24 protein-coding genes and 1 riboswitch are annotated in these 25,251 nt (G+C 73.5%); of the genes, 16 read left to right on the forward strand and 8 right to left on the reverse strand.

Translation table 11 applies throughout. From position 1 onward, the window contains the following. Positions 1–20: 20 nt before the first annotated feature. From AB4Z02_RS07180 to AB4Z02_RS07190, 3 genes are all read right to left on the reverse strand, one after another. Entirely contained in the window at positions 21–950 is a 930-nt protein-coding gene (locus AB4Z02_RS07180) for an RNA polymerase sigma-70 factor (protein ID WP_441970167.1), read from the reverse strand. Beyond that, entirely contained in the window at positions 947–1,882 is a 936-nt protein-coding gene (locus AB4Z02_RS07185; protein ID WP_441970168.1) for an NAD-dependent epimerase/dehydratase family protein, read from the reverse strand. Before AB4Z02_RS07185 ends, AB4Z02_RS07180 begins: the two co-directional genes overlap by 4 nt. Before the next feature lie 85 nt (positions 1,883–1,967). After that, positions 1,968–2,366 carry a TfoX/Sxy family protein gene (locus AB4Z02_RS07190; protein ID WP_441970169.1) on the reverse strand — a complete coding sequence of 133 codons (399 nt, stop codon included), beginning with the start codon at positions 2,364–2,366 and terminating at the stop codon, positions 1,968–1,970. Between the two features lie 69 nt (positions 2,367–2,435). Between AB4Z02_RS07190 and AB4Z02_RS07195 the strand changes: the two genes are divergently transcribed. Beyond that, positions 2,436–2,714: a hypothetical protein gene (locus tag AB4Z02_RS07195; protein ID WP_441970170.1), complete on the forward strand. Its 279-nt coding sequence runs from the start codon at positions 2,436–2,438 to the stop codon at positions 2,712–2,714. 58 nt (positions 2,715–2,772) lie between these two features. Here the strand turns inward: AB4Z02_RS07195 and AB4Z02_RS07200 are convergent, their stop codons facing one another. Further along, a complete protein-coding gene (locus AB4Z02_RS07200) occupies positions 2,773–4,182 on the reverse strand; it encodes an MFS transporter (RefSeq protein ID WP_441970171.1) in 1,410 nt (469 codons plus the stop codon). Between the two features lie 189 nt (positions 4,183–4,371). On the opposite strand from AB4Z02_RS07200, the gene AB4Z02_RS07205 reads away from it, so the two are divergent. Then, positions 4,372–5,247: a LysR family transcriptional regulator gene (locus AB4Z02_RS07205; protein ID WP_441970172.1), complete on the forward strand. Its 876-nt coding sequence runs from the start codon at positions 4,372–4,374 to the stop codon at positions 5,245–5,247. On the opposite strand, the gene AB4Z02_RS07210 is transcribed toward AB4Z02_RS07205, so the two are convergent. Next, entirely contained in the window at positions 5,218–6,258 is a 1,041-nt protein-coding gene (locus AB4Z02_RS07210; RefSeq protein ID WP_441970173.1) for a LysR family transcriptional regulator, read from the reverse strand. The genes AB4Z02_RS07205 and AB4Z02_RS07210 overlap by 30 nt on opposite strands. Before the next feature lie 397 nt (positions 6,259–6,655). Beyond that, positions 6,656–8,923, reverse strand: coding sequence for an FG-GAP-like repeat-containing protein (locus AB4Z02_RS07215; RefSeq protein WP_441970174.1), 2,268 nt, complete (start codon positions 8,921–8,923; stop codon positions 6,656–6,658). A 274-nt stretch (positions 8,924–9,197) separates the two neighbouring features. On the opposite strand from AB4Z02_RS07215, the gene AB4Z02_RS07220 reads away from it, so the two are divergent. The 3 genes from AB4Z02_RS07220 to AB4Z02_RS07230 are packed head-to-tail and all read left to right on the forward strand — an operon-like array spanning position 9,198 to position 13,167. Continuing rightward, positions 9,198–11,489 carry a glycosyltransferase gene (locus AB4Z02_RS07220; RefSeq protein WP_441970175.1) on the forward strand — a complete coding sequence of 764 codons (2,292 nt, stop codon included), beginning with the start codon at positions 9,198–9,200 and terminating at the stop codon, positions 11,487–11,489. Then, a complete protein-coding gene (locus AB4Z02_RS07225) occupies positions 11,486–12,799 on the forward strand; it encodes a glycosyltransferase (protein ID WP_441970176.1) in 1,314 nt (437 codons plus the stop codon). Before AB4Z02_RS07220 ends, AB4Z02_RS07225 begins: the two co-directional genes overlap by 4 nt. A gap of 38 nt (positions 12,800–12,837) precedes the next feature. Beyond that, complete coding sequence (locus AB4Z02_RS07230; RefSeq protein WP_441970177.1) at positions 12,838–13,167, forward strand: putative quinol monooxygenase; 330 nt, start codon at positions 12,838–12,840, stop codon at positions 13,165–13,167. Here the strand turns inward: AB4Z02_RS07230 and AB4Z02_RS07235 are convergent. After that, a complete protein-coding gene (locus AB4Z02_RS07235; RefSeq protein ID WP_441970178.1) occupies positions 13,164–13,355 on the reverse strand; it encodes a hypothetical protein in 192 nt (63 codons plus the stop codon). The two genes, AB4Z02_RS07230 and AB4Z02_RS07235, sit on opposite strands and share 4 nt — an antisense overlap. A gap of 146 nt (positions 13,356–13,501) precedes the next feature. Between AB4Z02_RS07235 and AB4Z02_RS07240 the strand changes: the two genes are divergently transcribed. The 5 genes from AB4Z02_RS07240 to AB4Z02_RS07260 all read left to right on the forward strand — a co-directional run bounded on the left by AB4Z02_RS07240 (position 13,502) and on the right by AB4Z02_RS07260 (position 16,721). Next, positions 13,502–13,927 (forward strand): hypothetical protein, encoded by a 426-nt coding sequence (locus tag AB4Z02_RS07240; protein ID WP_441970179.1) that lies wholly within the window; start codon positions 13,502–13,504, stop codon positions 13,925–13,927. 71 nt (positions 13,928–13,998) lie between these two features. Next, positions 13,999–14,199, forward strand: coding sequence for a DUF4177 domain-containing protein (locus tag AB4Z02_RS07245; RefSeq protein WP_056883775.1), 201 nt, complete (start codon positions 13,999–14,001; stop codon positions 14,197–14,199). A gap of 79 nt (positions 14,200–14,278) precedes the next feature. After that, the gene (locus tag AB4Z02_RS07250; RefSeq protein ID WP_441970180.1) at positions 14,279–15,871 is read left to right on the forward strand and encodes a hypothetical protein; all 1,593 of its coding nucleotides are present in this window, start codon (positions 14,279–14,281) and stop codon (positions 15,869–15,871) included. A gap of 51 nt (positions 15,872–15,922) precedes the next feature. Continuing rightward, complete coding sequence (locus tag AB4Z02_RS07255) at positions 15,923–16,288, forward strand: hypothetical protein (RefSeq protein WP_441970181.1); 366 nt, start codon at positions 15,923–15,925, stop codon at positions 16,286–16,288. Next, positions 16,281–16,721, forward strand: a complete 441-nt coding sequence (locus tag AB4Z02_RS07260; protein ID WP_441970182.1) for a hypothetical protein — start codon at positions 16,281–16,283, stop codon at positions 16,719–16,721. The genes AB4Z02_RS07255 and AB4Z02_RS07260 overlap by 8 nt, the downstream gene beginning before the upstream one ends. Here AB4Z02_RS07260 and AB4Z02_RS07265 read toward each other — a convergent pair. Then, a complete protein-coding gene (locus AB4Z02_RS07265) occupies positions 16,718–17,155 on the reverse strand; it encodes a nitroreductase family deazaflavin-dependent oxidoreductase (protein ID WP_441970183.1) in 438 nt (145 codons plus the stop codon). The genes AB4Z02_RS07260 and AB4Z02_RS07265 overlap by 4 nt on opposite strands. Positions 17,156–17,352: 197 nt before the next feature. On the opposite strand from AB4Z02_RS07265, the gene AB4Z02_RS07270 reads away from it, so the two are divergent. The 6 genes from AB4Z02_RS07270 to AB4Z02_RS07295 all read left to right on the forward strand — a co-directional run bounded on the left by AB4Z02_RS07270 (position 17,353) and on the right by AB4Z02_RS07295 (position 24,992). After that, positions 17,353–17,649: a hypothetical protein gene (locus AB4Z02_RS07270; protein WP_056883778.1), complete on the forward strand. Its 297-nt coding sequence runs from the start codon at positions 17,353–17,355 to the stop codon at positions 17,647–17,649. Further along, positions 17,646–18,935 (forward strand): hypothetical protein, encoded by a 1,290-nt coding sequence (locus AB4Z02_RS07275; protein ID WP_441970184.1) that lies wholly within the window; start codon positions 17,646–17,648, stop codon positions 18,933–18,935. The genes AB4Z02_RS07270 and AB4Z02_RS07275 overlap by 4 nt, the downstream gene beginning before the upstream one ends. 80 nt (positions 18,936–19,015) lie before the next feature. After that, positions 19,016–20,473 carry an FAD-linked oxidase C-terminal domain-containing protein gene (locus AB4Z02_RS07280; RefSeq protein ID WP_441970185.1) on the forward strand — a complete coding sequence of 486 codons (1,458 nt, stop codon included), beginning with the start codon at positions 19,016–19,018 and terminating at the stop codon, positions 20,471–20,473. Beyond that, positions 20,473–21,744, forward strand: a complete 1,272-nt coding sequence (locus AB4Z02_RS07285; RefSeq protein ID WP_441970186.1) for an FAD-binding oxidoreductase — start codon at positions 20,473–20,475, stop codon at positions 21,742–21,744. Before AB4Z02_RS07280 ends, AB4Z02_RS07285 begins: the two co-directional genes overlap by 1 nt. 1 nt (position 21,745) lies before the next feature. Then, positions 21,746–23,155, forward strand: coding sequence for a (Fe-S)-binding protein (locus AB4Z02_RS07290; RefSeq protein ID WP_441970187.1), 1,410 nt, complete (start codon positions 21,746–21,748; stop codon positions 23,153–23,155). A gap of 91 nt (positions 23,156–23,246) precedes the next feature. Next, on the forward strand, positions 23,247–24,992 hold the full coding sequence (locus tag AB4Z02_RS07295; protein ID WP_441970188.1) for an L-lactate permease: 1,746 nt from the start codon (positions 23,247–23,249) through the stop codon (positions 24,990–24,992). A 130-nt stretch (positions 24,993–25,122) separates the two neighbouring features. Next, positions 25,123–25,235, forward strand: a riboswitch (SAM riboswitch). Positions 25,236–25,251 lie beyond the last annotated feature (16 nt).

Here is a 25,251-nt window from a genome sequence, read left to right on the forward strand (position 1 = left end):
CGGGCAGGATCTTACGCATCTCAGCGGGCGTCGCGGATGATCGCGAGGGCGTCGCCGACCGGACCGAGGTGGCCGAGCTTGTCGGGATTGACGATCGAGTGGATGCCGGTGACCTGGCCGTCCGCGACATCCAGGGCCCACACGCCGAGGACCCGGTCCTGCCCGTCACGGAAGACGGCACCGGCGGCACCGTTCACCTCGGCGGGACTCATGGTCACCTCGGGGAAGCGGGCCAACGCGTGCAGCCAGTTCGCCAGCGTGTGCGCCACGCGGCTGCGCCCGTGGAGCGAACGGCCGAGGGCCGGCACCTTGCCACCACCGTCGCCCCGCAGCTCGACGTCGTGGGCGAGCAGCGACTCCAGTCCCGCCAGGTCCCCGGCCCGCGCGGCTGCGAAGAACCGCTGTGCCAGCGCCTGCTGCTGCTCCCGCGAGGTCTGGAACCGGGGCCGCCGTTCCGTCACGTGGCGACGCGCTCGGGCTGCGAGCTGCCGCACGTTGTCCTCCGACTTGCCGACGATGGCAGTGATCTCGCCGTACCCGTACCCGAACACGTCGTGCAGCAGCAGCACCGCCCGTTGCTCGGGGGACAGGCTCTCGAGCAGCACCAGCATCGCGAGCGAGAGCGAGTCGGCCGTCTCGGCGTGGCTGGCCGGGTCGTCGGTGGAGTCCGCGACCAGCGGCTCGGGCAGCCAGTCGCCGACGTAGCGTTCGCGCCGTACGCGAGCCGAGCGCAGCTCGTTGATGGCGAGGCGCGTGGTGACCGTCGCGACGTACGCCTTGGGCGAGGCGATCTCCTCACCGGACTGCAGCGACTGGTGCACCCGCAGCAGCGACTCCTGGACCACGTCCTCCGCCTCGGACACGCTACCCAGCATCCGGTAGGCGATCGCGAACGCGGTCGGTCGCAGCTCGTCGAGCAGCCCCTCGTCAGTCGAGTCGCCGGGCCTCACGCGCGCAGCTCCGTGAACCCCTGGCGCCAGCTCGGGTGGGCAGGAATCCAGCCCAGCTCGCGCCGCGCCTTGGCGTTGGACGCACCGCGCAGCTCGGTCATCATCCCTGCGCCGACCTCGCCCGTCAGCAGCCGTCCGAGGGCCAGGGGGACGTGCATCGGCTTCCTGGCGCCGAGGGCGCTGGCGAGGGCCGGCAGCCACTCCGCCACCCGTGCCGGCTCGTCGTCCACGATGTTGTAGACCCCGCGGGTGCCGTGCTCGACCGCTGCCACCGTCGCGTCGGCGGCGTCGCCGATGTGGATGAACGACCAGACGCCACCACCGTCACCGACGACGGGGAACCGGCGCCGGCGCACGGCCTCGGTCTGCTCGCCGTCGGGGCCGAGGGACGTCCCGGGCCCGTAGAACCCGCCGTAGCGCAGCACGACGCCCTCGGTCCAGGTCGCCGCGAGGACGGACTGCTCGACATGGCGGATCGCGGCGACGGTCTCGCGCATCTCCTTGGCGGGGTGCGGCCCGAACGAGTCCTCCTCGCTCTTGACCGGTCCACCCGTGCGCTCGTACCCCGCGAAGAAGCTCTGCGCGACGAACCGCCCCACCCCGGCTGCCTGGGCAGCGGACAGGAGGTGGTCGGTGCCCTCCGTGCGCAACCGGTTGGTCGTGGCGAACGCCCTGTCGAAGTGCCGCAGGTCCACCGCCCCGATCGACGTGAGCTGGTGGACGACGACATCCGGCTGGGCGGTGCCGACCGCCTCGGCGACCTGCTCCGCGTGCAGGGCGTCGGCCACCACCGGCTTGGCCCCCAGCGCGGCCAGCGCGTCCTGCTTCGCGACGTCGCGCGTCATGGCGACGACCTCGTGCCCTGCGCGGACCAGCCGCGGCACCAGCTGCCGACCGATCGCGCCCGTTGCTCCAGCGACGAAGACCCTCATGAGCCCACTCCATACCCTCGGTGAATGCGTGCACCAGTGAAGACAAGGCACACGTCGTCTCTGTGACACCTCGCCGGTGGGCAGCTCACTTGTGCGGCAGCGAGCGGGCGAAGTCGACGCTCCGCTCCACCCACCCCCGGAGCTGGTCGTCGGTGGCATACCCCGCCTCGGTGACGCGCAGCCAACCCCTCATCGGGCTGCCCCGCATCTCCATGGGCGTGACCACCGAACCGTCGAGCAGCGGATCGGCGTCCTCGGGGTCGAGGCGCACCAGGAGGCCGCCGGAGCCGCTGGCCGCGACCGACATGTTGCCGTTCACGAGGAACGCCAGGCCCCCGAACATCCGCTTCTCCGTGACGTCGAGCTCTCCCTGCACCAGCTCCCGGATCCGCTGCGCCACCCCCTCGTCGTACCCCATGCGGACCATGGTGGCACCGAGCCCCGACTTCAGCACCGACATCCGGTCGGGTTCAGGGTCGTCCACTGCCGGGCGGAGGACGAGGTCCGTCGATCGTCGGAGGCGGAGCCCGCGTCGGCGGCGGACGATCGCGGTATGGGTGCGGTGGACCGGATCGAGGCTGGCGACACCTGGGTGAGCGACGACGGACCGACGACCGTCGACCCGCTGGAGGGGCACACCGGGATGTTCGTCGACGTGTGCGCGGCGTTGACCGAGGCCGAGCTGGAGGAGCTGTGCCGCCACTGGGAGGAGCGCGCGGACGTCGCCGCCTGCGAGATCGACCGGTGGTGGTGCTGGACCGTGGTGCGCTTCGGCCGTCGGCTGCTTGCGGCGCGGCGGGAGGAGCGGGAGCGCCTCCTGAGGTGGTTCTGACCGAGGGCTCTCGGTGCAGGGTTGCATATGAAGGGTCGCGGTCCGGTGGTCGCGAGGGTCAGTGGTTGCGCGGGACCACCGACGGTCGGGGGAGGCGGACGGACACCGCAGTCAGGCCCAGGCGCAGGTCCGCGCGACGAGCCAGCCGGTGGGTGACCACGGCCGTCACGACCGCGGGCACCGCGCCCGAGGCCAGCAGTGCGATGCGGGCGCCGTGGGCCTCCGCGAGCCAGCCGACCACGGGACCGCCGATGGCCCCACTACCGATGAACACGAGCATGTAGATCCCGACGACCCGGCCGCGCAGGTGGTCGACCGCGGCCAGCTGCACGAGCGACTGCGCCTTGGTGAGGAACCCGAGGTTGGCGGCGCCCACGAGGACGAGGACCAGGGTGAACAGCAGCTGGTACCGCGCCCCGGCGGCGAGCAGCAGGGCGACGGCCAGTGCCCACGCCGCGTACCCCACCGTGCGCAGGCGCAGCGGCCGGGTGCGTCGCGCCGTGGCCAGGGCTCCACCGAGGGCGCCGACGGCGACCATGGCGTTGAGCAGGCCGAGTCCGCTGGCACCGGTGTGGAACTCGTTCTTGGCGAACGCAGCCAGCGTCACCGGCAGGCTGATGGTGAAGAAGCCGAACGCGCCGACCATGACGACGGGCCACAGGACGTTCGGCGTGTGCAGGGCGTAGGCCAGCCCGTCCCGGACGCGCGGGCTCGCCGGGACGTCGCTCGCGGCGACCTGGCTCGCGGACACCTGGACGGTCTGGGCGGTGTCGACCCCGGTGGCGGGTGCGGTGGCGGCACCGGCCGCGGTGGCGGCTCCGGGACGGTGGCCGGTGTCGCGCATGAGCGACAGGGCCACGATCGGGCCGACGAACGTGGCGGCGTTGACCGCGAACGCGTAACCGGCTCCCATGGTGCTCATCAGCACCCCGCCGATGACGGGCCCGGTCATGGCCCCGATCTGAAAGGTGCAGGAGACGAGGCTGATCGCGTTGGGCAGCTGGGGCCCGGTGACGACCTCGGAGACGAACGACTGGCGGGTCGGGTTGTCGACGGCCGCGACGACGCCCAGGACGAAGGCGAGTCCGAACACGTGCCACACCTGCACGGCGCCCGAGAGCGTGAGGGCGGCCAGCGCCGCAGCGGTCAGCGCCATCGACACCTGCGTCGCGAGCAGGATGGTGCGCTTGGGGAACCGGTCGGCCAACAGGCCGCCGTGCAGCCCGAGCAGGAGCGTCGGCACGAACTGGAAGGCCGTGACCACGCCGACGGCGGTGGGGCTGTCCGTCATGGTCAGGACGAGCCAGTCCTGGGCGATGCGCTGGATCCAGCCGCCGGTGCCCGACACGAGGAGGCCGGAGAGGAGGAGGCGGAAGCTGCGGTTCTCCAGCGAGGGGAACGTGCGCGAGATGCCCTGGGGGAGAGTGAGTTTGGGAAGGTGGACCGAGTGGAAGGCGGCGGAGCTCATGTCGTCCTGGCGAAGAGGTGCGTTCGGGTGGCGTCGTGGGTGGCTGGGTACCGGCACATCCGTGGCTGGTACCGGTCAAGTCTGACGCCTCCGTCATGCCGCTCGCGCTATTCTGGGACAGAATCAGTCGTATAAGTGCCATTGCGTTTCGCAATGAGCCGGACCTGACCGAGGCGAGGGGCGACCAGCGTGTACGAGCCCGAACAGCTGCGCACGTTCGTGGCCGTGACGCAGACCCTGAGCTTCACCCGGGCGGCGGAGTCGCTGGGCATCCGCCAACCGACGGTCAGCCAGCACATCAAGCGGCTCGAGGAGTCGGTGGGCCGGCCGTTGTTCCTGCGCGACACCCGCAGCGTCACGCTCACCTCCGACGGTGAGGTCATGGCCGGGTTCGCGCGCGAGATCCTGGCGGCGCAGGAGCGGGCCGTTGGCTACTTCACCGGGTCGCGGCTCAAGGGGCGACTGCGGTTCGGCGTCACCGACGACCTCGCCCTCACCCCGCTGCCGAGGATCCTGCGCGACTTCCGCCAGCTCTACCCCCGCATCGACCTCGAGCTCGCGGTCCTCCAGAACGACAGCCTCATCCGGCGCATCGAGTCGGGCCACCTCGACGTCGCGTTCGTCAAGCGCAGCGCCGGGATGCCGACGCCGACCCGCGGGCAGCTCGTGCGGCGCGACCACCTCGTCTGGGTCGGCACCGACGGCACGAGGCTCGACCCGGAGCTGCCGGTGCCGCTCGTCGTCTACCAGGCGCCCAGCCTGAGCCGTGCCGTCAGCGTCCAGGCCCTGGAGAAGGCCGGGCGTCGCAGCCGCATCACCTGCACGGTCCGCGGGGTCAACGGCGTCCTGGCCGCGGTGCGCGCAGGGCTCGGGATCGCAGTCATGGCAAGGACGCTCACTCCCGCCGACCTCGTGGAGCTGCCGCCCAGCCACGGGCTGCCCAAGCTGCCCCACCTCGACCTGGTCCTGCTCACCACCAAGGCGGCGCCGGCGGAGGCGGCCAAGGCGCTCACGTCGGCGATCCTGGCCAGCGGCTCACCCCTCAAGCCCGTCACCGGCGGCTGAGGCCCCCGGCGGAGCGGCCGGGCCAGCAGCTGGGTCAGCCGACGGGTCAGGGGCTGGGTCAGCCGTCGGTCGCAGGACGGCGTCCACCACGTCGTCGACGCCCGGCGAGCGGCCGCCCAGCACCAGGGGAGCGATGCGACGCACGATGTCGGCCGTCTCGCGGTGCACGGCGACGACGAGCTCGCGCTCGTCGTCGCCTCGGGACACCAGCGCCACGGCCGAGTCCGGCACCCCCGTCACGGGGACGAACCTGAAGGCGCCGCTGCCGTACATCCGCGCGACGGACACCGGACCCACGGCGACGCCATACCCGGCCTCGACGCGGTCGGAGGTCTCCAGCGGGCCGTCGGCGGCGGGTCCGCGCCGCTGCGCCTTGAAACCGTTGGCGAGGTGCTCGAGCCCCCAGTGGCTGGTGATCGCGCGCGGGACCGCGTCAGAGGTGCGCACCATCGGGCAACCCATGACGTCGTCGAGGGAGAGGCTGTGCGCGTCGGCCTCGGAGAACGAAGCCGGCACCGCGACGCCCACGCCCTCCCGCAGCAGCTCGGTCGCCACGACCTCCGAACCCGGGAAGGGCTCGCGGGTGACCAGCAGGTCGACCTCACCGAGGATGCCGTCGTGCCAGGCCGTCATCGGCACGGGCCGGTAGGTGAAGGTGACGCGCGGGAAGCGGCGGGCCAGCTCGAGCAGCAGTGGGCGGGTGAGCTCCGCTGCACCACCCGGCATCACCCCGAGCGTGAGGCGGCCGGTGTAGGCCAGGAGCTCGACCCCGCGCCGTACCGCCCGGGCGTTGTCGAGGGTTCGTCGCGCAGGCTGGACGAGGGCCGCACCGACCGCGGTGAGGGCAGCGCCCTTGCGGTTGCGCTCGAACACCCTCGCGCCGAGCTCCTGCTCGAGCTCGTGGATGCGGGCGGAGACCGCCGACTGGCTGAGGTAGAGGTGGGCCGAGGCGCGCCGGAAGCCGTGGTGGTCCACGACCGCGAGAAACACCTCGAGGTGCCGAAGCTCCATGCGCCCTGCCCTGCCCTGACCTGCTGCCCGAAGGCCCATGGTCACCCCAGAGCCGAGGCGCGTCAACCCGTTTGCGCAGGTCAGGGGCGTGTGAACCGACCTGTGGGCGTTTGCCGGGGGAGAAGGTGAGGTCGCTGGAGGCGAGGCAGGCCGGTGGCACAGGCAGGCCGGTGGCACAGGCAGCCGGCGCGAGGGACGAGCTGGGGGCGCCTCCCGCGCGTCGCTCCCGCCCCTGGTGAATCAGGGAGCGAACCCCTCGTCCTCGAGGCGCCTCCACCAGCACGTCCCTCGGCGCCGGCAGGCCTCACGCTAGGCCGGGGTGGAGCCGCTGTCAGCGGCACCGGAGACATTGCTGATCGCCGTTCCCGATCACCCGCCGGATGCGCTGTCGGGCAGGTCAGCGCACCCCGACGATCATCGTCGTCGAGCCCCACGGCGCCTTGAGTGCCTTGCCCGTGGTGAACGTGCCCTTGCCCGTGCCGGGGAAGACCGTGTTGGCGTTGGCGGCGGTGCGCGCGATGAGGTCCGCGCGGCCGTCGCCGGTGAGGTCGCCGGTGGAGAAGACGGTGTTGTAGCCCTTCCAGCCGTAAGAGATCCGGCTCTGCCAGCCATACGCGCGGCCCGTGGTCGACCCGGTGCCGGCGTGGAGGTAGAGGCCGCCGGCGGGGGTGCGCCCGAGCAGGTCGGCCTTGCCGTCGCCGGTGACGTCACCGGGCGTGACGACCTGGGTGTAGGTCTGCCAGCCGGTCCCCAGCTTGCGCCAGGTGCCGGTGAAGCCCCCTTTGCCGTTGCCGGCGACGAGCCAGAGCTCGCCGTTCGCCTTGCGCGCCAACAGGTCTGGCTTCTTGTCACCGGTGAAGTCGCCGGGTGTCAGGACGTCGGCGTAGGACGCCCACGTGGTCGACAGGAGGGTGCGCCCGGCGAGCAGGCCGCCCTTGCCGTTGCCCTGGTAGAGGTAGACGGCGCCAGCGGAGGTCGTGGCGATGACGTCGGAGAACCGGTCGCCGTTCCAGTCGCCGGGGGAGACCACCTGGCGGAACGACCCCCAGCCGCTGCTGATCCTCACGGGCGTCCCGATCGTGCTGGTGCCGGCCGGGTAGTAGTACAGGTCACCCGCGCCGGTGCGGCCGAGCACGTCCCCGCGACCGTCGGCGTTGAAGCCGGCGATGGGCGTCACGACCGTCGGCGCCGGGGGAGCGAGCTTCGTGTACGCGAGGCCGGACAGGGCCTTCCAGTCGTTGGAGGCCACCGTGCCGGTGACCACGAGCTGTGCCGCCTTCTGGAAGGCGCTCACCCCGCTGGCCGTCATGGGCCCGAAGTCGCCGTCGGCCGTGCCGACCGGGTAGCCGCGACGGTTGAGCTCGGTCTGCAGGTCCCGCACGGCAGTGCCCGTCGAACCGGTCTTCAACGTGAGCGAGCCGTAGGTGGCATACAGCTGAGAGGTCGCCACGGGCACCGCGCCTGCGGTGTTGGAGTACTGCGCGTAGTTGGCTGCCTTGGTGCGGATGGTGTCCATCTGCGGGTAGAGGTACTTGCCGGGGCACAACGTGTAGGACGTGTTCTGGTGCGCGTTGATGGTCGGCAGCGTCACGGTGACTCCGGCGGCGTACCTGGCGCCGGTGCCGCCCTGGGAGGTGAGGCGCGTCGTCGCGGTGGGGCTCACGCCGTACTGCGAGAGCTTCCACCCCGCGACCTTGGCGATGGAGTCGACCATGACCGAGGGCGCGGTCGCCGTCTCGTAGTTGCCGATCGCGGAGATGCCCATGGTGTCGGTGTTGAAACCCATGGCGTGGGCCCCGCGGACCGGTTCGGTGATCGAGCCCGCGCGTCCCTCGTAGACACGTCCCCACTTGTCGACCAGGAAGTTGTACGCGATGTCGGCCCAGCCGAGCCCTTGGGTGTCGTAGGCGTAGATGCCGCGCACCTGGGCCGCCGCGGTCTCCGGCGTGTAGTCGTTGGTGCCGGCGGTGTGGTGGATGACGATGGCCTTGACCGTGCTGCTCAGCGTCTTGCTGCCGCGCAGGCTCTCGTCGGCGCCCCACTGCGCCCGCGTGATGATCGTCGGCTGGATCGCGGCCGCCGACGCGCTGCCCGCCGGCTGGGCGGGGGTGAGGTTGTCGTCCGCCGAGGACGTGCCGGGGTCGATGGTGGTGACCTTGAGGTCGGGGAGGGTGCGCCCGTCGGGGGTGTCCACCCGCACCTGGATCCCGGTCGCGCCCTCGCTGACGATGGGCGTCGTACCCAGCCGGGCACCGACCGCCTCGGGGGTGCCGGGCTGCGGTCCGTCGTCGGGGAGGGGCAGCGCCTCCCAGCCGGTCCAGCCCTGGTCCTCCTTGAGCCGCACCTCGACGGTGACGTCGTCGGCGGTCAGGTCGGTGGTGCCGGCCCACGAGATGCCGGCGACGGTGAAGCGCTTGCGGGCCTGCTCGCCGGTGAGCACGGAGGTGACGCGGGTGCCGGCGCGGGAGTGGCCCGAGAGGGCGAGCCCGCGGTGGCCGGGAGCGGTCTCCCGCGCGGCGGCGGGTGCGTCGATCCCTGAGATGGGCGTGCTGACGACCGACGGGCGGACCGGGTGCGGCGCGTCCGTCGAGGCGAAGGACACCGTCGGCAGGGCCACGAAGACGGGCGTGAGGGCAACGGCGAGGGCAGCAGAGATCAGTCGCATCAGTGAAGTCCGGGGGGAGGGCGAAAGGGGCAGGTGTGACGCCAGTGAAGGGTGTCACCTGCTGTGACCCGATGTCTCCCTCGTCCGCGAGAACCATCCGTTCGGACGATCTGTCCACGGCGTGTCGCGCTGGCCACGCGGGGGCGCGGGTATGCCTCCGGTCAAGTACCGCCGAGAACGCCATGAGCGAGACCATTGCGACGTTCACCTCCTCTTCACCCCCTGGGGGTTCGCCTGGAGTGCGGCGAGCCGGGGCCCGACCTAGCCTCGAGGAGTGAAGAGGGAGCACGTCGCCGTGACGACGCCGGCAGCCGTGTCGAACGCAGCCGTGTCGGGTGCAGCCGTGGCAGGTGCAGCAGGGTCGAGCCCCGCAGTGTCCGACCCTGCAGCAGCGGTGCGTGCCGCCCTCGAGGACGTGCGCTCCGCGCCGTCGATCCTGCGCGGGCTGAGGGCGGTGGAGGTCCTGACCCTCGCCGCGGCCCGTGACGTCGAGGCGACAAGCCTCGAGGTGCTGCGCGCAGCCGTGCACGAGGCGGGTGACGGCGTCGTCGCGCTCGGCGCCATCCACGCCCTCGCGGCCCTGCCCCAGCCTGACGCGGAGACGTTGGTGCCGTTGCTCCACAGCGGCACTGCCTCCACCACCGAGCACACGGCCTGGGCCCTCGCGGACGCGCCGCCCCTCGACAGGGCGATCGAGCCCCTGGTGGAGCTGGTGGCCGCCGGGGGCTTCACCGGCATGCTCGCCCAGCGGACCCTCGAGCGCTGGGCCCCCTCGGTGCCGGATCGGGTGCTCGAGGTGCTCGTCGGCACGGTGGAGCGTGCGCGGGTGGGCTCCTCACGCGCCGACCTCGCGGCGACGACCCGGCTCGTCGAGACGATCGGACTGGTCCCCGGCCATGCGGCGACCGCGGTGCTGGTCGGCATGGTGCAGCCTGCGCAGCTCCCGGCTCCGGCTGCCCTGGCTGCTGCCGCGGCGCTGGGGGACCGGTTCATCGCGCCACGCCTGGCCCCGCGCCGACACGTGACGGGCTCCGGGGGCGGCCCCGGGGCGGGGCGGACCGTGGCCCAGCTCTTCCTCCACGCCGACATCGACGGCCGGCTGACCAGTGCGGGCAAGGGGGACACCGGCGGCATCGCGACCCTGCTCGTCCAGCTGGGGGATGCCCTGCTCGAGGACGACCGCGGCGTCGACCGCGTCATCACCATCTCCCGGGGCGGCCCCGACAGCGCGCCCGTGCCCACCGACCTCGCCGCACCGGGTCACCACTACGCCCCGGTGCCCCTGTGGGGGCCGCCGGTGGGGATGGCCGACGCGTGGGTGCACCGCGTCGCCGTACGCCGCGGGGTGCGCCGGATCCTGCAGGCCGCCGGCCGGGTCGACGCGATCCACCTGCGGATGGCGGATGTCGGCTCGCTGGCCGCCGCCGAGGCGGCAGCGGAGCTCGGTGTGCCCGTGGTCTTCACGCTCGCCCCCGACCCGCACGTGGTGCTCGCACGCCGGGAGGCGGCGGGCACGCTGACCCGCGCGACGTTCGCGGAGGCCGACGCGGTTGAGCACCTCGCCTACCGCGACCGGCTCGTGCGCGACCTCGCCGAGCGTGCTGAGCAGCTCGTGCTGTTCCCCCGGCCGGACCTCGCCCGCGACACCCGTGAGCTGCTGGGCGTCGACCTGGACCGGAGCCGCGAGCGTGCGCGCTCGACGGTCGTGGCCGAGGGCATCGACTTCCGGGCCGTGGACCGCGCCGGCGCCGCCCTCCGTCAGGCGGCGACTGCCGCAGGCTCCTCGCGCCGGGCGCCTGCCGAGCTCGACGAGCTCGACGCCCTGCTCGCCACGCTTCCCGAGGAGCGGCGCGGGCTGCCGCTCGCGATCTCGGTCGGGCGGCTCAACCGGGTCAAGGGGATGGCGACCCTGGTGCGGGCCTGGTCGACCACCCCCGAGCTCCACGACGCCTGCAACCTCCTGGTCGTCGGTGGCGACCTGGTGGCGCCCTCGCCGGAGGAGGCCGCCGAGCTCGGCCAGGTCTTCGACGCCGTACCGCGTGACCGGGCCGCCACCCACGGCCTCCTGCTCTCCGGGCACCGGCCCCACGACACGGTCGCCACGTGGCTGGCCGCCACCCTGCGCGGGCGGCCCGGTCTCAGCGCGCCCGGCGGGGTCTACGTGTCCGCCAGCCTCAAGGAGGAGTTCGGGCTGGCCATCCTGGAGGCCATGGCCGCCTCCCTGGTCGTCGTCGCGCCCGACGGCGGGGGACCGGCCACGTACGTGGAGCCCGGTGTCACCGGCATCCTCACCGACACCTCGTCCGCGCAGGCGCTGGCCTCTGCGGTGGTCGAGGCGCTGGCCCTGGCGCGTTCACCGCAGACCCTGATGGCGCAACGGCGTGCCCTGGCGAGCCTGCGCGACCGCTTCAGCATCGACACCATGGCCGACGCCCTCGCGTGCGTCTACGCAGGAGCCTCCAGCCGGACCGGGGCGGCCCACACCGTCTGCGAGGGCGATGACCACCGCGGCTGCGCGGTGGCGACGGAGTCGGCGAGCAGCCTGGCGAACGGGGCCGCGTCGTGACGCTGCTGGTCATCAGCCCCGACTACGCCTCCCACCTCTACCCGCTCGCCACCCTCGCCACGGCGTGGCAGGCCGCTGGCGAGCGCGTCGTGGTCGCCACCGGACCGGCCACCGACGACATCGTGCGCGGCTTCGGGTTCGAGCGGGAGCACCTGCAGCTGGGCCGTGGCTCCAACCCCGGGGTGATCCGCGCCGAGGAACAGCCGACCGGGGAGGACGATGCGCTGCGCGGGTTCTTCGACGCCACCCGACGAGGAGCCGTGGAGACGCTGCTCTTCCAGGCGCGCGCCCGTCGCGACGACCTGCTCTGGGAACCCGTGCAGGTCGGGCGGGAGGTGCTCGACGTGGTCGACCGGGTCCGCCCGGACGCCGTCGTGGTCGACCACCTCGCCTTCTCCGCCAGACTCGCCCTGGCGAGCGTCGGTGTGCCCCACGCCGACGTGGTCCTCGGCCACCCCACGGCACTGCCGGTCGGCGACGAGGTCTACGGGTGCCCACCGACCTTCCCCCGCGCCCTGGTGCCGAACCCCGACGCCCTGGCAGGGCTCCGTACGGTGTGCGAGGAGGTTCGCGACGCGTTCACCGACGAGTGGAACGCCGCGGCCCGGGTCCTCTCACCGGGCGTCACCGAGGTCGCGGACGCGTTCGCGGTGACCGGTGACGTGCTCCTGCTCAACTACCCCGAGGCGCTGCACGACCCGCAGCGCACCGCCCTGCTGCCGTCGCACCGCTTCCTCGGCTCCGCGGTGCGGGTCGAGGCCCCGGACGCGGGCGTCGACGCCTGGGTCGCAGGGAGTGGCGCGCCGCTGGTCTACGTCAGCCTCGGCAGCTTCCTGTCCGTGCGCGGTGACGTGCTCGCGCGGCTCGTGGAGGCGCTGTGGGGCCTCGACGTGCGGGTCGCCCTGGCCCACGGGTCGACCCCGCGTGCGGCGTTCGGCGCGCTGCCCGGCTCGTGGTTGGTGAGGGAGTCGCTGCCTCAGGTCACCCTCCTGCGGTCGGCAGCACTCGCGGTGACCCACGGCGGCAACAACAGCGTCACCGAGTCCCTCACGGCCGGGGTGCCGATGCTCGTGCTGCCCTTCTCGACCGACCAGTTCGCGGGAGCCGCCTCGCTCGAAAGTGCAGGGCTCGCAACGGTTCTCGACCCCAACACGGCATCCACCGCGAACCTGCGCGAGGCGTTGGCCGCCCTCCTGGGCGATGCCGCCACGGCCGAGCGCGTGCGAGCCGTGGCGTCGTCCCTGCAGGCCTCACCCGGCCCCGACCGCGCCCACGAGGCCCTCACCGGCGCCGCCGTGGCAGGGTGGTGACGACCGCAGTCCCACCGCCCCCGCCGAGGAGCAGACCCTTGATCTTCATCACCGCCAAGTTCCCCGTGAAGCCCGAGCACGCCGACGCGTGGCCCGAGCTGAGCCGTGAGTTCACGCAGGCCTGCAGGGCGGAGGGGGGCTGCCTGTGGTTCGACTGGTCACGCAGCGTCGACGACCCGCACGAGTACGTCCTCGTGGAGGCGTTCCGGGACGACGCGGCGGGTGCGGCGCACGTGCAGTCGGACCACTTCGCCACGGCGACGCGCGAGCTGCCCCGCTACCTCAGCGCGACCCCGAAGATCGTCAACACGACCGTCGAGGGCACCAGCTGGTCCGAGCTGGGGGAGATGGCGGTCGAGGGCGCCTAGGCCTGCCCGCCGACCGGCGGCACGGGGCCGTCGAGCCCCTGCAGCTCGGCTGCCAGGGTCCCCAGCGCCTTGATGGCGAGCAGGCGGTTGACCAGCAGGTCCGCCTGCCGTGCGACCGCGCGCGAGTGCGACCGGGTGCCGACAGCGGGGACGCTCGGCTCGGGTGAGGTCAGTCGGTCGGTGTCCACGGCACGGGACGGTATTGAGCGCTGCCGGCCGCCGGGCCGCATTGGCGCCTCTACCCACCGTTCGTCCGATGCCCCACCGGGAAAGGGACGATGCGGCTGGGGATAACCCGACGGCGTCCAGTGCGGTTCGGGGCAGCATGCCGGTCATGACCTACCAGGACCTCCCGGACGACATCAGGACCACCCCGCTCACCGACGCGGCTGTGCAGGCCGACGTCGTCGACCTCATGGTCGGCATCGACGAGCGCCGCGCAGGCGCAGTGGGTCTCATGGTGTGCGACGACGGCGACCGCGGCATCCAGCCCATCGTCGTCACCGACCTCCCCGAGGGCGCAGGGGAGGACGAGCTGCTGCGCCTGCTCGACCTCGTCCTGCCGTTCGTCGGCGAGAGGGACGGTGCCCTGCTGGTCGGCCGGGGCCGGCGTCGCGGCCTGCTGCCCACCGACCACGACCGGCGCTGGCACCGGGCGACGGTCGAGGCCTGCAGCCGCCACGGGGTCCGGCTGCTCGGGTTCCACCTCGCCTCGCCCGACGGCGTGGCACCGATGCCGCACCCCCTCGAGGCCGCCTGACCGGGATGCGCCCCGGCGTGGCCGCGTCGCGGACCCTGCCCGCAGCCCTCGGGTCGATCTAGGCTGCCGCCATGTACGAGTACAAGGTGGTCCAGGTCCGTGAAGGCCTCATCGGCGGCAAGATGTCGGCCGACAAGCTGGAGAAGGTGCTCAACGAGTGGGCCGGCAAGGGCTGGCAGCTCAAGGCGGTCACGGCCGTGGAGGTCAAGGGGCGCGTCGGACCCGGCGGGACCGAGGGCGTGCTGGTGACGTTCGAGCGCCGGACCGCCTGACCGGCTCCACAGCAGTACTCACTGGGAACAGCCCGAACGGACGAGGCCACAGGCCGCACACAGGACGGATACTGGACTGGTGCTGGGGACCGCATTCACACGCACGCTGCGTGACGCCCAGGCCGGGGACGAGGCTGCCTTCGCCCGGCTCTGGGGCGATGCCAACCCCCTGATGGTGCGCTACCTGCGGGTCATCGGCGTCGACGACCCCTACGACGCAGCCTGCGAGGGCTGGATCACGGTGGTCCGTGGGCTGCCGGGGTTCACTGGCGACGAGCTCGCCTGGCGTGTCTGGATCCTCGCCTGCACCCGGATGCGGGCGGAGGAGAGCAGCCCGCGCCACGGGTGGGGATCGGTCACGGCGCTCCCCGGTGTCCCGCTGCCCGGTGGCAACCCGTCCGGTGCCACCCTGCCCGGTGCCACCCTGCCCGGTGGCGACGCGATCGAGGCCGAGGACCTCGTCGAGGACGACATCGCCGGCGACCCGGTGCACCGCGGGCTCGGCGACACCATCGCCGCACTGCGCGCCCTGCCCCTCGGCCAGGGCGAGATCCTCATGCTGCGGCTCGGAGGTGGTCTGCCCGTGCAGTCGGTGTCCGACGTGGTCGGAGCAGACGTGGCGACCGTGCGGCGATCCGAGGCCCGCGCCCTCGAGCGGGTCGGCGCCGGCGCCGAGCTCCTGTCCTGGTCTCTCGCCGCCCCGGCGACGGCGGCCGAGCTCGCCGACGAGCGGGTCGCCACGGCAGCCTTCCGCAGCATCCCCCGGCCGCCGGCGTGGTCGGTTCCCCGCACGAGGGTGGTCGCCCTGGGCGGTGTGCTCACGAGCTCCTCCCGCACCGCCGGGCGCAGCCACGGCATCGCCAACGCCGCCGGCCGCTCGCGGACCGCGCTGCTCGGCATAGCCGTGCTGTCGGCATCGGCCATGTCGCTCGGTGGCATCGGTGCCGCGGCCTACGTCGGCGCCCTCCCGGACCCCGTCCAGAAGGTCATGCACGACACCATCGGGGCGCCTGCGCCGACCCGCCACGGTGTCCCGGCCCCACGCACCGGCAGCGCCAGCGCCTCGCGCACCGGGCGCGGCTCCACCGTCGGGCCGACGGCTCCCGCCAGCCCCGCCCTCGGGCTGTGCCGCGCCTGGGCGGCCGACAAGAGCAAGGGCACGCCCCGCCAGTCCTCGGTCGCCTTCCGCAACCTCGCGGCCGCGGCCGGTGGCGCCGACCGGGTCGACGGCTACTGCGTGACGGTCCTGGCGACCGCACCGGGGGCGCCCGTCACCGTGCCCGCGACCATCGTCCCCACCGCCGAGGGGCCCAAGACGACGCAGTCCTCCGGCACCCCGTCCGGCACCGGGTCGCCCACGACCACCACCGCGCCCACGCCGGCCACGACCACGACGACCGAGGGCACGACGACGGGTACCCCCGACCCGTCGACCACCTCGACCACGACGACCAAGACGCCCAACCCCAACTCGCCGACCTCCAAGGGCAGCGCCCCCAAGCCGACCAAGTCCGCCCCCTCGAAGACGGCGCCGGTCAAGGGCTCGCCCTCGAAGACGGCGTCGCCGAAGACCTCCCCGCCCAAGGGAGGAGGCACGTCGACCCCGGCTCCGTCACCCACGAGCGGGTCGCTCGCGGAGTCTCCGCTGCCCACCCCCGTGACCACCGGCTAGGTCGGCTCCCGGCCCGCAGGGCGACGGTGCTGCTCGCGTACGCTTCCCGCTGTGCTCCTACCCCTGACCGTGCTCGTGTTCGTGGTGGCCCTGCTCCTGCTGGCGCTGTCCGGCTGGTACGCCGCGCGGTCGCGGCTCGTCGACGACCGCCTGCTGCTCGTCGGGGCGGTGCTCGAGCTGGGGGTGCTGGTCCAGGCCGTCGTGGCGCTCGTCCACCTCGGCTCGGTGCCGGGTGACGACGCCGAGACGGCGACCTTCGCGGCGTACGCCTTGACGTTGCCGTTCCTGCCGCCGGTGGCGGTGTTCCTCTCCCTCAAGGAGAAGACGCGCTGGTCCATGGGCGTGGTCGCGGTGGCAGCCTTCGCCGTCGCCGTGATGACCGCGCGGCTGCAGCAGATCTGGAACCTCGGTGGCTGAGGTGACCCCCGCTACCGACCACGGCGCGCCACGCTCGACCCGCTCCGGGCCCGGCGTCGTCCTCGTCGCCGTCTACGGCCTGCTCGCCCTCGCCGCGACGGGGCGCTCGGTCCTGCAGATCACCGAGTACTTCTCGCGGGCGCCGCTCGCCTACGGCCTGTCGGCCGTGGCCGCCGTCATCTACGTCGTGGCCACCGTCGCGCTGGCCCGGGGCGACCGGACGTCGCGCAGGGTGGCCCTTGTCGCGATCTCGGTGGAACTGGCCGGGGTGCTCGTGGTCGGCCTGTCGTCCTACGTGGCCAAGGACGCCTTCCCGGACAAGACGGTGTGGTCGCACTTCGGGTCGGGCTACGGCTACGTGCCGCTCGTCCTCCCGGTGCTCGGGCTCCTCTGGCTGCGCCGGACAGCCCGCAGCGGCCCCGACCGGGCCTAGGCCTCGACCGGCTCGAGCAGGAAGACCGGGATCAGGCGGTCCGTCTTGGTCTGGTACTCCGCGTAGGGCGGGAAGGCGGCGACGCAGCGTTCCCACCAGACCTCGCGCTCCTCGCCCTCGATCTCGCGGGCCCGCACGGTCCAGGTGCGGTCGTCGTCCTGCAGGTCGAGGACCGGGTTCCTGCGCACATTGGCGTACCACGCGGGGTGCTCGGGCGCTCCGCCCTTGCTCGCGACTGCGGCGTAGACGCCGTCGTGCTCGACCCGCATGAGGGGCACCTTGCGGACCTTGCCGGAGATGCCGAGCATCGTGAGCATCACGACCGGCCGGTCCTGGATGCTGACCGCGCGGGTCGTGCCCTTCGCCTCGATCTGCTCGACCTGGTCGCGGACCCACTGGGCGGTGCTGGGGACGTACTCACCCTGAATCGTCATGAGGCCCATGCAAACACGGCCCGCTGACACCCGCCACGCCGGGACCATGTCCGCAGCGGCCCCGGAGCGGCCCCGGAGCGGCCTCGCAGCGGCCCAGGGGTGGCCCAGGGGTGGGCCAGGGGTGGGCCAGTGGTGGCCTTGGGGGGCCTGTGGACAACCGGTGGGCGGTGTCCGGGCGCCCGCCTAGCCTTCCGGGCATGAGGATCGAGGTGGCGGGTGACGAGCTGGTCGCGCTGGGGGAGTCGATGGGCCACGTGGCCGCAGACCTCGCGTGGTGCGCCGACAGCGCCGCGTCCCGGGCCTGGGCGCTGGGCCACGGCCGGTCGCGGGGCGCGCTCGCCGGGGTGCTCGGGGACTTCGAGCACCAGCGGCTGCTCCTCGGACGGAGGCTCGACGAGCTCGGGGCGTCGCTGCGCCGGGCGGGGGCCGTCTACGTCGAGGTCGAGCAGGACGCGGCGTCGCTGTTCGCCGGCGCAGGCGGTGACGCCCCGTGAGCGCGGACGTCGCGCGGGCTGTGCAGCCGCGAGCCCTGGCCCCGCTGCCGGGGGACCCGGTAGAGGTGCGCGCGCTGGCGGACGTCCTCGCGCGGCAGGGGGAGGGGGTCGCCGCCCTCGGCCGGACGGTGGGCGGCCTCGGCGACCCGGGTCTGGTCGGCTGGTCGAGCCCGGCAGGCAGCGCCTTCGCCCGGCGGGTGGGCGCGGTGCCTGCAGTGCTGGCCGCGGTGGCCAACCGGTACGGCGTCGCGGCGTCGGCGCTGCGGGGGCTGGCGGACGGGCTGGCCGTGGCCCAGGCCGAGGTGGCCTGGGCGCAGCGGGTGCTCGCCGAGGAGTGGGGCCCGTTCCTGGCCGCGGGGGACCGGATGGCCCTGGCCGAGGCCAGCCCGGACCCCACCGAGCGGGCCGCGGCAGTCGTGCACCGTGCGGAGATGGTGGCCCACGGCGAACGGGTGGAGGAGGCCCGCCGACGGCACCAGCTCGCCTGGGACGCCTTCGAGGTGGCTGACCGGCGCTGCGCCACCACCCTGCACGCGCTGCTCGACGACGGCCTGGCCGACAGCGCCGTCTACGACGCGTTGACGGGGGTGAGCCGGGCTGGCGGCGCGGTGGCGGCGGTCGCCGGCACGCTCTCACTGGCTCCGCCCCTCAAGGTGCTCGCTCCCGTGGCGTCCGCGGCCGAGGGCGTCCGGCTCGCGGCCGACGGGACCGTGCTCGCCGCCTACGGCGACGGTGACGCGACCGACCTGCTGCTGCGCGGCGGCGCGGCCCTGGCCGGGGGAGCGGCGCCCCTGCTCAAGTCCGGTGCCCGCGCGACCAACGCGGAAGCCGTGCGTGCCGCGACCACCCGGGCCGAGCGCCGCGCCGCCGCCCTGACCACCCGCGACCGCCTCGCCGCAGGCACCCGCAGCCGGCTGGCCGACCTGCGCGGGGCCCGGGGTGGTGCCCTGGGCGGTCTGGGTGGTGGCTCGGGTCGCGCCCACACGGCAGGGGCCACCGCCACCGCGGGAGCGGTCAACCGGGTCCGGCCGCGGGGCATGGCCCAGACCCGGGCGTGGCTGGCCGAGCAGGCGCAGGTGCGCGCCACCGCCTGGGCGCGCCGGCGCTGGCTCGACGACCTCGACGTCGTCCTGCGCACCGAGGGCTCCTCGCTGCGGATGCACGTCACGTCGGTGGCCGTGGAGCGCACCGGCGCCGACCTCGGGCGTGCTGCGTCGGTCCGCGAGCACGTGACCAGCGGCGATGAGGACAGGAGGCGCCACGCCGCCGTTGAGCGGCACCGTTGACCTGTCCGCAATGCCGGAAATAAACTCCGATCAGCAGAAGCCTGTTTCCGCGATGTGGAATGGTGAGGCGGTTCTGATCGATGGACACTGACGTCCTGGCAGCACGGCTGCGGGCCCTGGTGGGTGACGCGGCGGTGATCACCGACCGCCAGCGCCTGCGCACCTACGAGTGCGACGGGCTCGCGCAGTACCGCGTCGTGCCGGCCGTCGTCGTCCTCGCCGCCTCGACCGAGGACGTCGCCGCGGTGGTGCGGGAGTGCGCCGCCCAGCGCGTCCCCTTCGTGGCCCGCGGCTCGGGCACCGGGCTGTCGGGAGGCGCGCTGCCGCACGCCGACGGCGTGCTCATCGTGATGTCGACGATGCGCCGGATCCTCGAGGTCGACCGCGACAACCAGCGCGCCGTCGTCGAGCCCGGCGTCATCAACCTGCAGCTCAGCGACGTCACCCGGCCCGACGGCTACTACTACGCGCCGGACCCCTCGAGCCAGCAGGTCTGCTCGATCGGCGGCAACGTCGCGGAGAACTCCGGCGGGGCGCACTGCCTCAAGTACGGCTTCACCAGCAACCACGTCACCGGGCTCGAGCTGGTGGCACCGACGGGGGAGGTCGAGCAGATCGGGGGGAAGGCGCCCGACGCCCCGGGCTACGACCTTCTCGGCGCGCTCGTCGGCTCCGAGGGCACGCTCGGCGTCGTCACCGCCGCGACGGTGCGCCTGACCCGCACCCCGGCCGACGTGCGCACCCTGCTCGCGGCGTTCCCAGGGACCGACCAGGCCGGAGCGGCCGTGTCGGCCGTCATCGGGGCCGGGGTCATCCCCGCGGCCATCGAGATGATGGACGCGCTGGCCATCGAGGCGGCCGAGGCGGCGGTGCAGTGCGGCTACCCCGAGGGAGCGGGGGCGGTGCTCATCGTCGAGATCGACGGCCCGGCCTCCGACGTCCAGCAGGTGTTCGAGGAGGTCGAGGGGCACTGCCGGGCGCACGGGGCGTTCGAGATCCGGATCGCCGCCGACGACGCAGAGCGCGCCCTGTTCTGGAAGGGCCGCAAGTCGGCCTTCGCGGCCGTGGGCCGGATCAGCCCCGACTACATCGTCCAGGACGGGGTCATCCCCCGGACAGCGCTGCCGGAGGTCCTCAGCAGCATTGCCCGGCTGTCGGCCGAGTCGGGCGTCCGCGTCGCCAACGTCTTCCACGCCGGTGACGGCAACCTGCACCCGCTCGTGCTCTTCGACGACAGCGTCGAGGGGGAGTCCGAACGGGCGGAGGAGGTCTCGGGAGCGATCCTCGACCTGTGCATCCAGCACGGGGGGTCCATCACCGGCGAGCACGGTGTCGGGTCGGACAAGGCGAAGTACATGCCCCGGATGTTCACCGACGACGACCTCGACACCATGCAGCTGGTCCGCTGCGCCTTCGACCCGTCATCGATCTCCAACCCCGGCAAGGTCTTCCCCACACCGAGGCTCTGCGGTGAGCGCCCGGGCCGGCACCAGGGCGTCCACCCGCTCGCGGAGGCCGGCGTGGCGGAGGTGTTCTGATGGCGGGCACCGTCACCGCAGCCGCGCGCGAGGCGCTCGTCAGGGCGTGCGCCGGCCGCGTCGAGGACGCCACCGACACCGACCTCGTGGGTGCCACGGCCCCGCGCTGGGTCGTGCGCCCCACCTCCACCGAGGAGGTCTCGGCGGTGCTGCACTCGGCGACGGAGCACGACCTCGCCGTGGTCGTCCGGGGTGCCGGCACCAAGCTCGCGTGGGGCCACGACCCCGAGCGGCTCGACGTCGTGCTCGACACGAGCGGTCTCGACACGCTGGTCGAGCACGCCGCAGGTGACCTCATCGCCGTCGTCGGCGCGGGACGGCGGCTCAGCGACCTCCAGGCCGACCTCGCCGGGGCGTCCCAGCGCCTCGGCGTCGACCCCGCGCGCTCCGGCACCGTCGGCGGTGCGGTCGCGACCGCGGTCACCGGGCCGACGCGGCTGGCCCACGGCGCGGTCCGCGACCTGGTCATCGGCATGACCATCGTCCGGGCCGACGGCGTCGTGGCCCACAGCGGCGGCAAGGTGGTCAAGAACGTCGCCGGCTACGACCTCGGCAAGCTCCTCACCGGCTCCTGGGGCACGCTCGGCGTCGTCACGCAGGTGGCCTTCCGGCTGCACCCGGTGCCGGCTGGGCGCACCTGGGTGACCGGCGCGCCCATGAGCCAGGTGGTCCTGCGCGAGGTCGTGCGGTCGCTGGTGCACAGCCAGGTCGTCCCGTCGGCCGTGGAGCTCGACCGGCCGGTGGGCGGGGGCGACGCCGTCGTCTCGGTGCTGCTCGAGGGCCACCCCGACGGGCTCGACGACCGCGCGGCCGAGGTCGCGGCCCTGCTCGGGCACGGCGCCCAGCGGCAGCAGGAGCCGCCGCCGTGGTGGGGGCGCGAGCCGGTCGCAGGCGGGGGAAGCACCGGTGACCAGGACGCCCTGCTCAAGGTGACCCACGAGCTCGCCGCCCTGTCGCAGCTGCTCGATGCCCTCGCGCGCGCGGAGTCCGTGTCGGGCTGCCGCGCCGCCCTGCGGGGGTCGGTCGCGGTGGGCACGGCCACGGTCGCGGTGGGGGGTGGCGCCGACGAGGTTGCCGCGTTCACGACGGCCCTGCGCGCGTCCGCACCCGGCTTCGGTGGTTCGGTGGTCCTGCTCGAGGGGCCGCCCGGCACCACCGACCTCGTCGACCCCTGGGGGCCGGTCGGCGGCCTGTCCCTGATGCAGGCGGTCAAGGTCCAGTTCGACCCCGGGCGGCTGCTCGCCCCCGGCCGTTTCGTCGGAGGGATCTAGCGTGACCACCTCGCCACCCGAACCTCCGGTGTCCTCGCCTGCAGGCACGCTGGGCACCGACGCGCGGCTTTCGCTCACGGGAGTGCAGCCGGGGGAGCCGGCCTTCGACGACCACCACCCGCCCTCGGCCGAGCTCGTCAGCGACTGCGTGCACTGCGGCTTCTGCCTGCCGTCGTGCCCCACCTACGTCCTGTGGGGGGAGGAGATGGACTCGCCGAGAGGGCGGATCTACCTCATGAACGAGGGGCTGCAGGGCGAGCCCATGACCGACTCGATGGTCGAGCACTTCGACGCCTGCCTGGGCTGCATGGCATGCGTGACGGCCTGCCCGTCCGGGGTGCAGTACGACCACCTCATCACCGCCACCCGCGCGCAGGTCGAGCGACGGCACGAGCGCAGCCGCGCCGACCGCGCGCTGAGGTCGGCGATCTTCGCGCTGTTCCCCTACCCCCGGCGGCTCAAGGTCCTGCGCGGACCGCTGCGCCTGCACCAGCGGACCGGCCTGTCGAGGCTGCTGCGCCGCAGCGGGCTGCTCGAGCGGCTCTCACCCCAGCTGGCCAGCATGGAGGCGCTCGCCCCACGGCTGGGTCGGCCCCAGCCGGTGCCGGAGCGGGTCGCCGCCCGGGGCACCAGGCGCGGCACCGTGGGCATGCTCCTCGGCTGCGTGCAGCGGGAGTTCTTCCCCGGCGTCAACGCGGCCACCGTGCGGGTGCTCGCGGCCGAGGGGTTCGACGTCGTGGCCCCGGCAGGTCAGGGCTGTTGCGGCGCCCTTTCCGGGCACAGCGGCCGCGAGGCAGAGGCGCGGCGCTTCGCCCGTGAGCTCATCGACACCTTCGAGGCGACCGGGGTGGAGACCGTGGTCGTCAACGCCGCCGGGTGCGGGTCGGCGATGAAGGAGTATGCCGAGCTGCTCGCCGACGACGCGGCGTACGCCGACCGGGCCCGCGACTTCGCCGCGCGCGTCCGCGACGTCAGCGAGCTGCTCGCGGAGGTGGGGACGGTCGCACCGCGGCACCCGCTCCCGGTGACCGTCGCCTACCACGACGCCTGCCACCTCTCCCACGCCCAGGGCGTCCGGACCCAGCCCCGTGAGCTGCTGCGCGGCATACCGGGCCTGGAGGTGCGGGAGATCGCCGAGGGGGACCTGTGCTGCGGCTCTGCGGGGGTCTACAACCTGCTCAACCCCGAGCCGGCCCGGGAGCTCGGCGACCGCAAGGCGCGCAACGTCCTCGCGACCGGGGCCGACCTGCTGGTGACCGCCAACCCGGGGTGCCTCATGCAGGTCGCCTCGGCACTCGAGCGTGCCGGCACGGCACTGCCGATGGCGCACACGGTCGAGGTGCTCGACGCCTCGATCCGCGGCCGCTCGCCCGACGTCTTCGGCGCCGACAGGAGGCGCGAGACGGGCTGAGCCCACCACCCCTGCTGGCACGACAACCGCACGTCCACCGACGTGCACCGTCCATGTAGTCCCACCGCCCTCCCACCCCGAGGTGACCACCATGTACAGACCCGTGCTCGACGCCGTCGCCGGCTCCCTGACGATCACCGCACTCGTCGCGATGCTGCCCCTGCTGACCCTGTTCGTCCTGCTGGGCGTGCTGCGCCTGGCCGCGTGGAAGGCCGCCCTGGTCTCCCTCGCGGTGTCCCTCGTCGTGGCCGTGGCTGCCTACTCCATGCCGGTCGGGAAGGCGGTCTCGTCGGGGCTCGAGGGCGCGGCCTTCGGCTTCTTCCCGATCCTGTGGATCGTCATCAACGCGATCTGGCTCTACAACATGACCGTCGAGACGGGGCACTTCGACGTCCTGCGGCGCTCGTTCGCCAAGGTCAGCGACGACCAGCGGATCCAGGCGGTCATCATCGCGTTCTGCTTCGGTGCGCTGCTCGAGGCGCTGGCCGGCTTCGGCACGCCCGTCGCCATCACCAGCGTCATGCTGATCGCGCTCGGCTTCCGACCCATGAAGGCCGCCGTGGTCGCGCTCGTCGCCAACACCGCCCCCGTCGCGTTCGGTGCCCTCGCGGTGCCGATCACGACCCTGGCCACCGTCAGCGGCCAGTCCGAGCACCACCTGGCGCAGATCGTCGGCCGGCAGACCCCGCTGCTCGGCGTGTTCGTGCCCATGGCCCTCGTCTACATCGTCGACAAGGGCAAGGGGGTGCGGGCGACCCTGCCGGCCACGCTGGTCTGCGGTGTGGCGTTCGCGCTGGCGCAGTTCGCGACGTCGAACTTCCTGTCCACCCAGCTCACCGACATCGTCGCCGCGCTCGTCGGTGCTCTTGCGGTCGTGCTGCTGCTGCGTGTCTGGCAGCCCGCGACGGCGTACGTCGAGACCGAGACCGACGACGACCTCGTCGGCGCCCGCAGCGGTGGCTCGGCCCGCGCTGCTGCCCGCGGCGGCGCCACCGGAGCCGGTGGGCACCGGACGCGCGACCACCGGCACGACGAGCCCGTCCCCACGACGACGGCCGGCGACCTCGCGTCCCGGGATGCGAACCGGACCGACAGCACCGCCGACGTGGTCCGCGCCTACGCGCCGTACCTCATCATCATCGCGCTGTTCATCGTCGCCCAGCTGCCCGGCGTCAAGGACCTGCTGGACGCCCCCAGCAAGGCCTTCCACTGGCCCGGCCTCGACGGCCTCAAGACGGCCTCGGGCAAGGACTCCACCCTGCCGGTGTTCAAGCTCAACTGGCTCAACGCCGCAGGCACGCTCATGCTCATCGCGGGCCTGCTGACCATCCCGGCCATCGGCATCTCGCCGCGCAAGGCGCTCACCGCGTACGGCGCGACCTACCGCCAGCTCGCCTCGGCGATCCTCACCGTCATGGCGGTCCTCGGCCTCGCCTACGTCATGAACGCCTCGGGCCAGACCGCGTCGCTCGGGTCCTGGATGGCCGGCGCGGGGGCGGCGTTCGCCGTGCTGTCACCGATCCTCGGCTGGCTCGGCGTCGCGGTGACGGGGTCCGACACCTCCTCCAACTCGCTCTTCGGCGCGCTGCAGGTCTCGGCGGCCAAGGACGTCGGGCTCAGCCCCGCGCTCATGGCCGCGGCAAACTCCTCCGGCGGCGTCCTGGGAAAGATGATCTCGCCGCAGAACCTCGCCATCGCCGCGGCCGCCGTCGGCCTCTCCGGTCGCGAGGGCGACCTGTTCCGGCGCGTGGTCGGCTGGAGCCTGGGCTTCCTGGCGTTCATGTGCGTGCTGGTCTACCTCCAGTCCACGTCGGGGCTGGGCTGGATGCTGCCCTGACGGGGTGGCACGGGGCGGCCACGAACCCCCCCCACGGGGCGGCCACGCGGCCGCCACGGTGCGGACCGCCCGGTCCGCCATGAGAGACGGGTATGCCGCGTCGGTGACGACGCGGCATACCCTCGTCACAGGTCATGAGCGCCAGCGTCAAGCCCCGGCTCGCTGGCCGGCAACCCTCCTCCGCGGTGGGGTGCCCCGGGTGAGGACCAGGCGCACGGCACCTGCCGTGCGCAAGCGCGGGAGGCCCAGCGACACCCAG

The sequence above is a fragment of the Pedococcus sp. 2YAF34 genome, from assembly GCF_052114585.1.
GTDB lineage: Bacteria > Actinomycetota > Actinomycetes > Actinomycetales > Dermatophilaceae > Pedococcus.

Bases quoted from the DNA above. Each gene is read 5' to 3' on its own strand.
- AB4Z02_RS07270 (WP_056883778.1), top strand. From the start codon at position 17,353: ATGAGGATCGAGGTGGCGGGTGACGAGCTGGTCGCGCTGGGGGAGTCG.
- AB4Z02_RS07185 (WP_441970168.1), bottom strand. From the start codon at position 1,882: ATGAGGGTCTTCGTCGCTGGAGCAACGGGCGCGATCGGTCGGCAGCTG.
- AB4Z02_RS07195 (WP_441970170.1), top strand. From the start codon at position 2,436: ATGGGTGCGGTGGACCGGATCGAGGCTGGCGACACCTGGGTGAGCGAC.
- AB4Z02_RS07210 (WP_441970173.1), bottom strand. From the start codon at position 6,258: ATGGAGCTTCGGCACCTCGAGGTGTTTCTCGCGGTCGTGGACCACCAC.
- AB4Z02_RS07285 (WP_441970186.1), top strand. From the start codon at position 20,473: ATGGCGGGCACCGTCACCGCAGCCGCGCGCGAGGCGCTCGTCAGGGCG.
- AB4Z02_RS07240 (WP_441970179.1), top strand. From the start codon at position 13,502: ATGACCTACCAGGACCTCCCGGACGACATCAGGACCACCCCGCTCACC.
- AB4Z02_RS07295 (WP_441970188.1), top strand. From the start codon at position 23,247: ATGTACAGACCCGTGCTCGACGCCGTCGCCGGCTCCCTGACGATCACC.
- AB4Z02_RS07200 (WP_441970171.1), bottom strand. From the start codon at position 4,182: ATGAGCTCCGCCGCCTTCCACTCGGTCCACCTTCCCAAACTCACTCTC.
- AB4Z02_RS07215 (WP_441970174.1), bottom strand. From the start codon at position 8,923: ATGCGACTGATCTCTGCTGCCCTCGCCGTTGCCCTCACGCCCGTCTTC.
- AB4Z02_RS07265 (WP_441970183.1), bottom strand. From the start codon at position 17,155: ATGACGATTCAGGGTGAGTACGTCCCCAGCACCGCCCAGTGGGTCCGC.
- AB4Z02_RS07280 (WP_441970185.1), top strand. From the start codon at position 19,016: ATGGACACTGACGTCCTGGCAGCACGGCTGCGGGCCCTGGTGGGTGAC.
- AB4Z02_RS07245 (WP_056883775.1), top strand. From the start codon at position 13,999: ATGTACGAGTACAAGGTGGTCCAGGTCCGTGAAGGCCTCATCGGCGGC.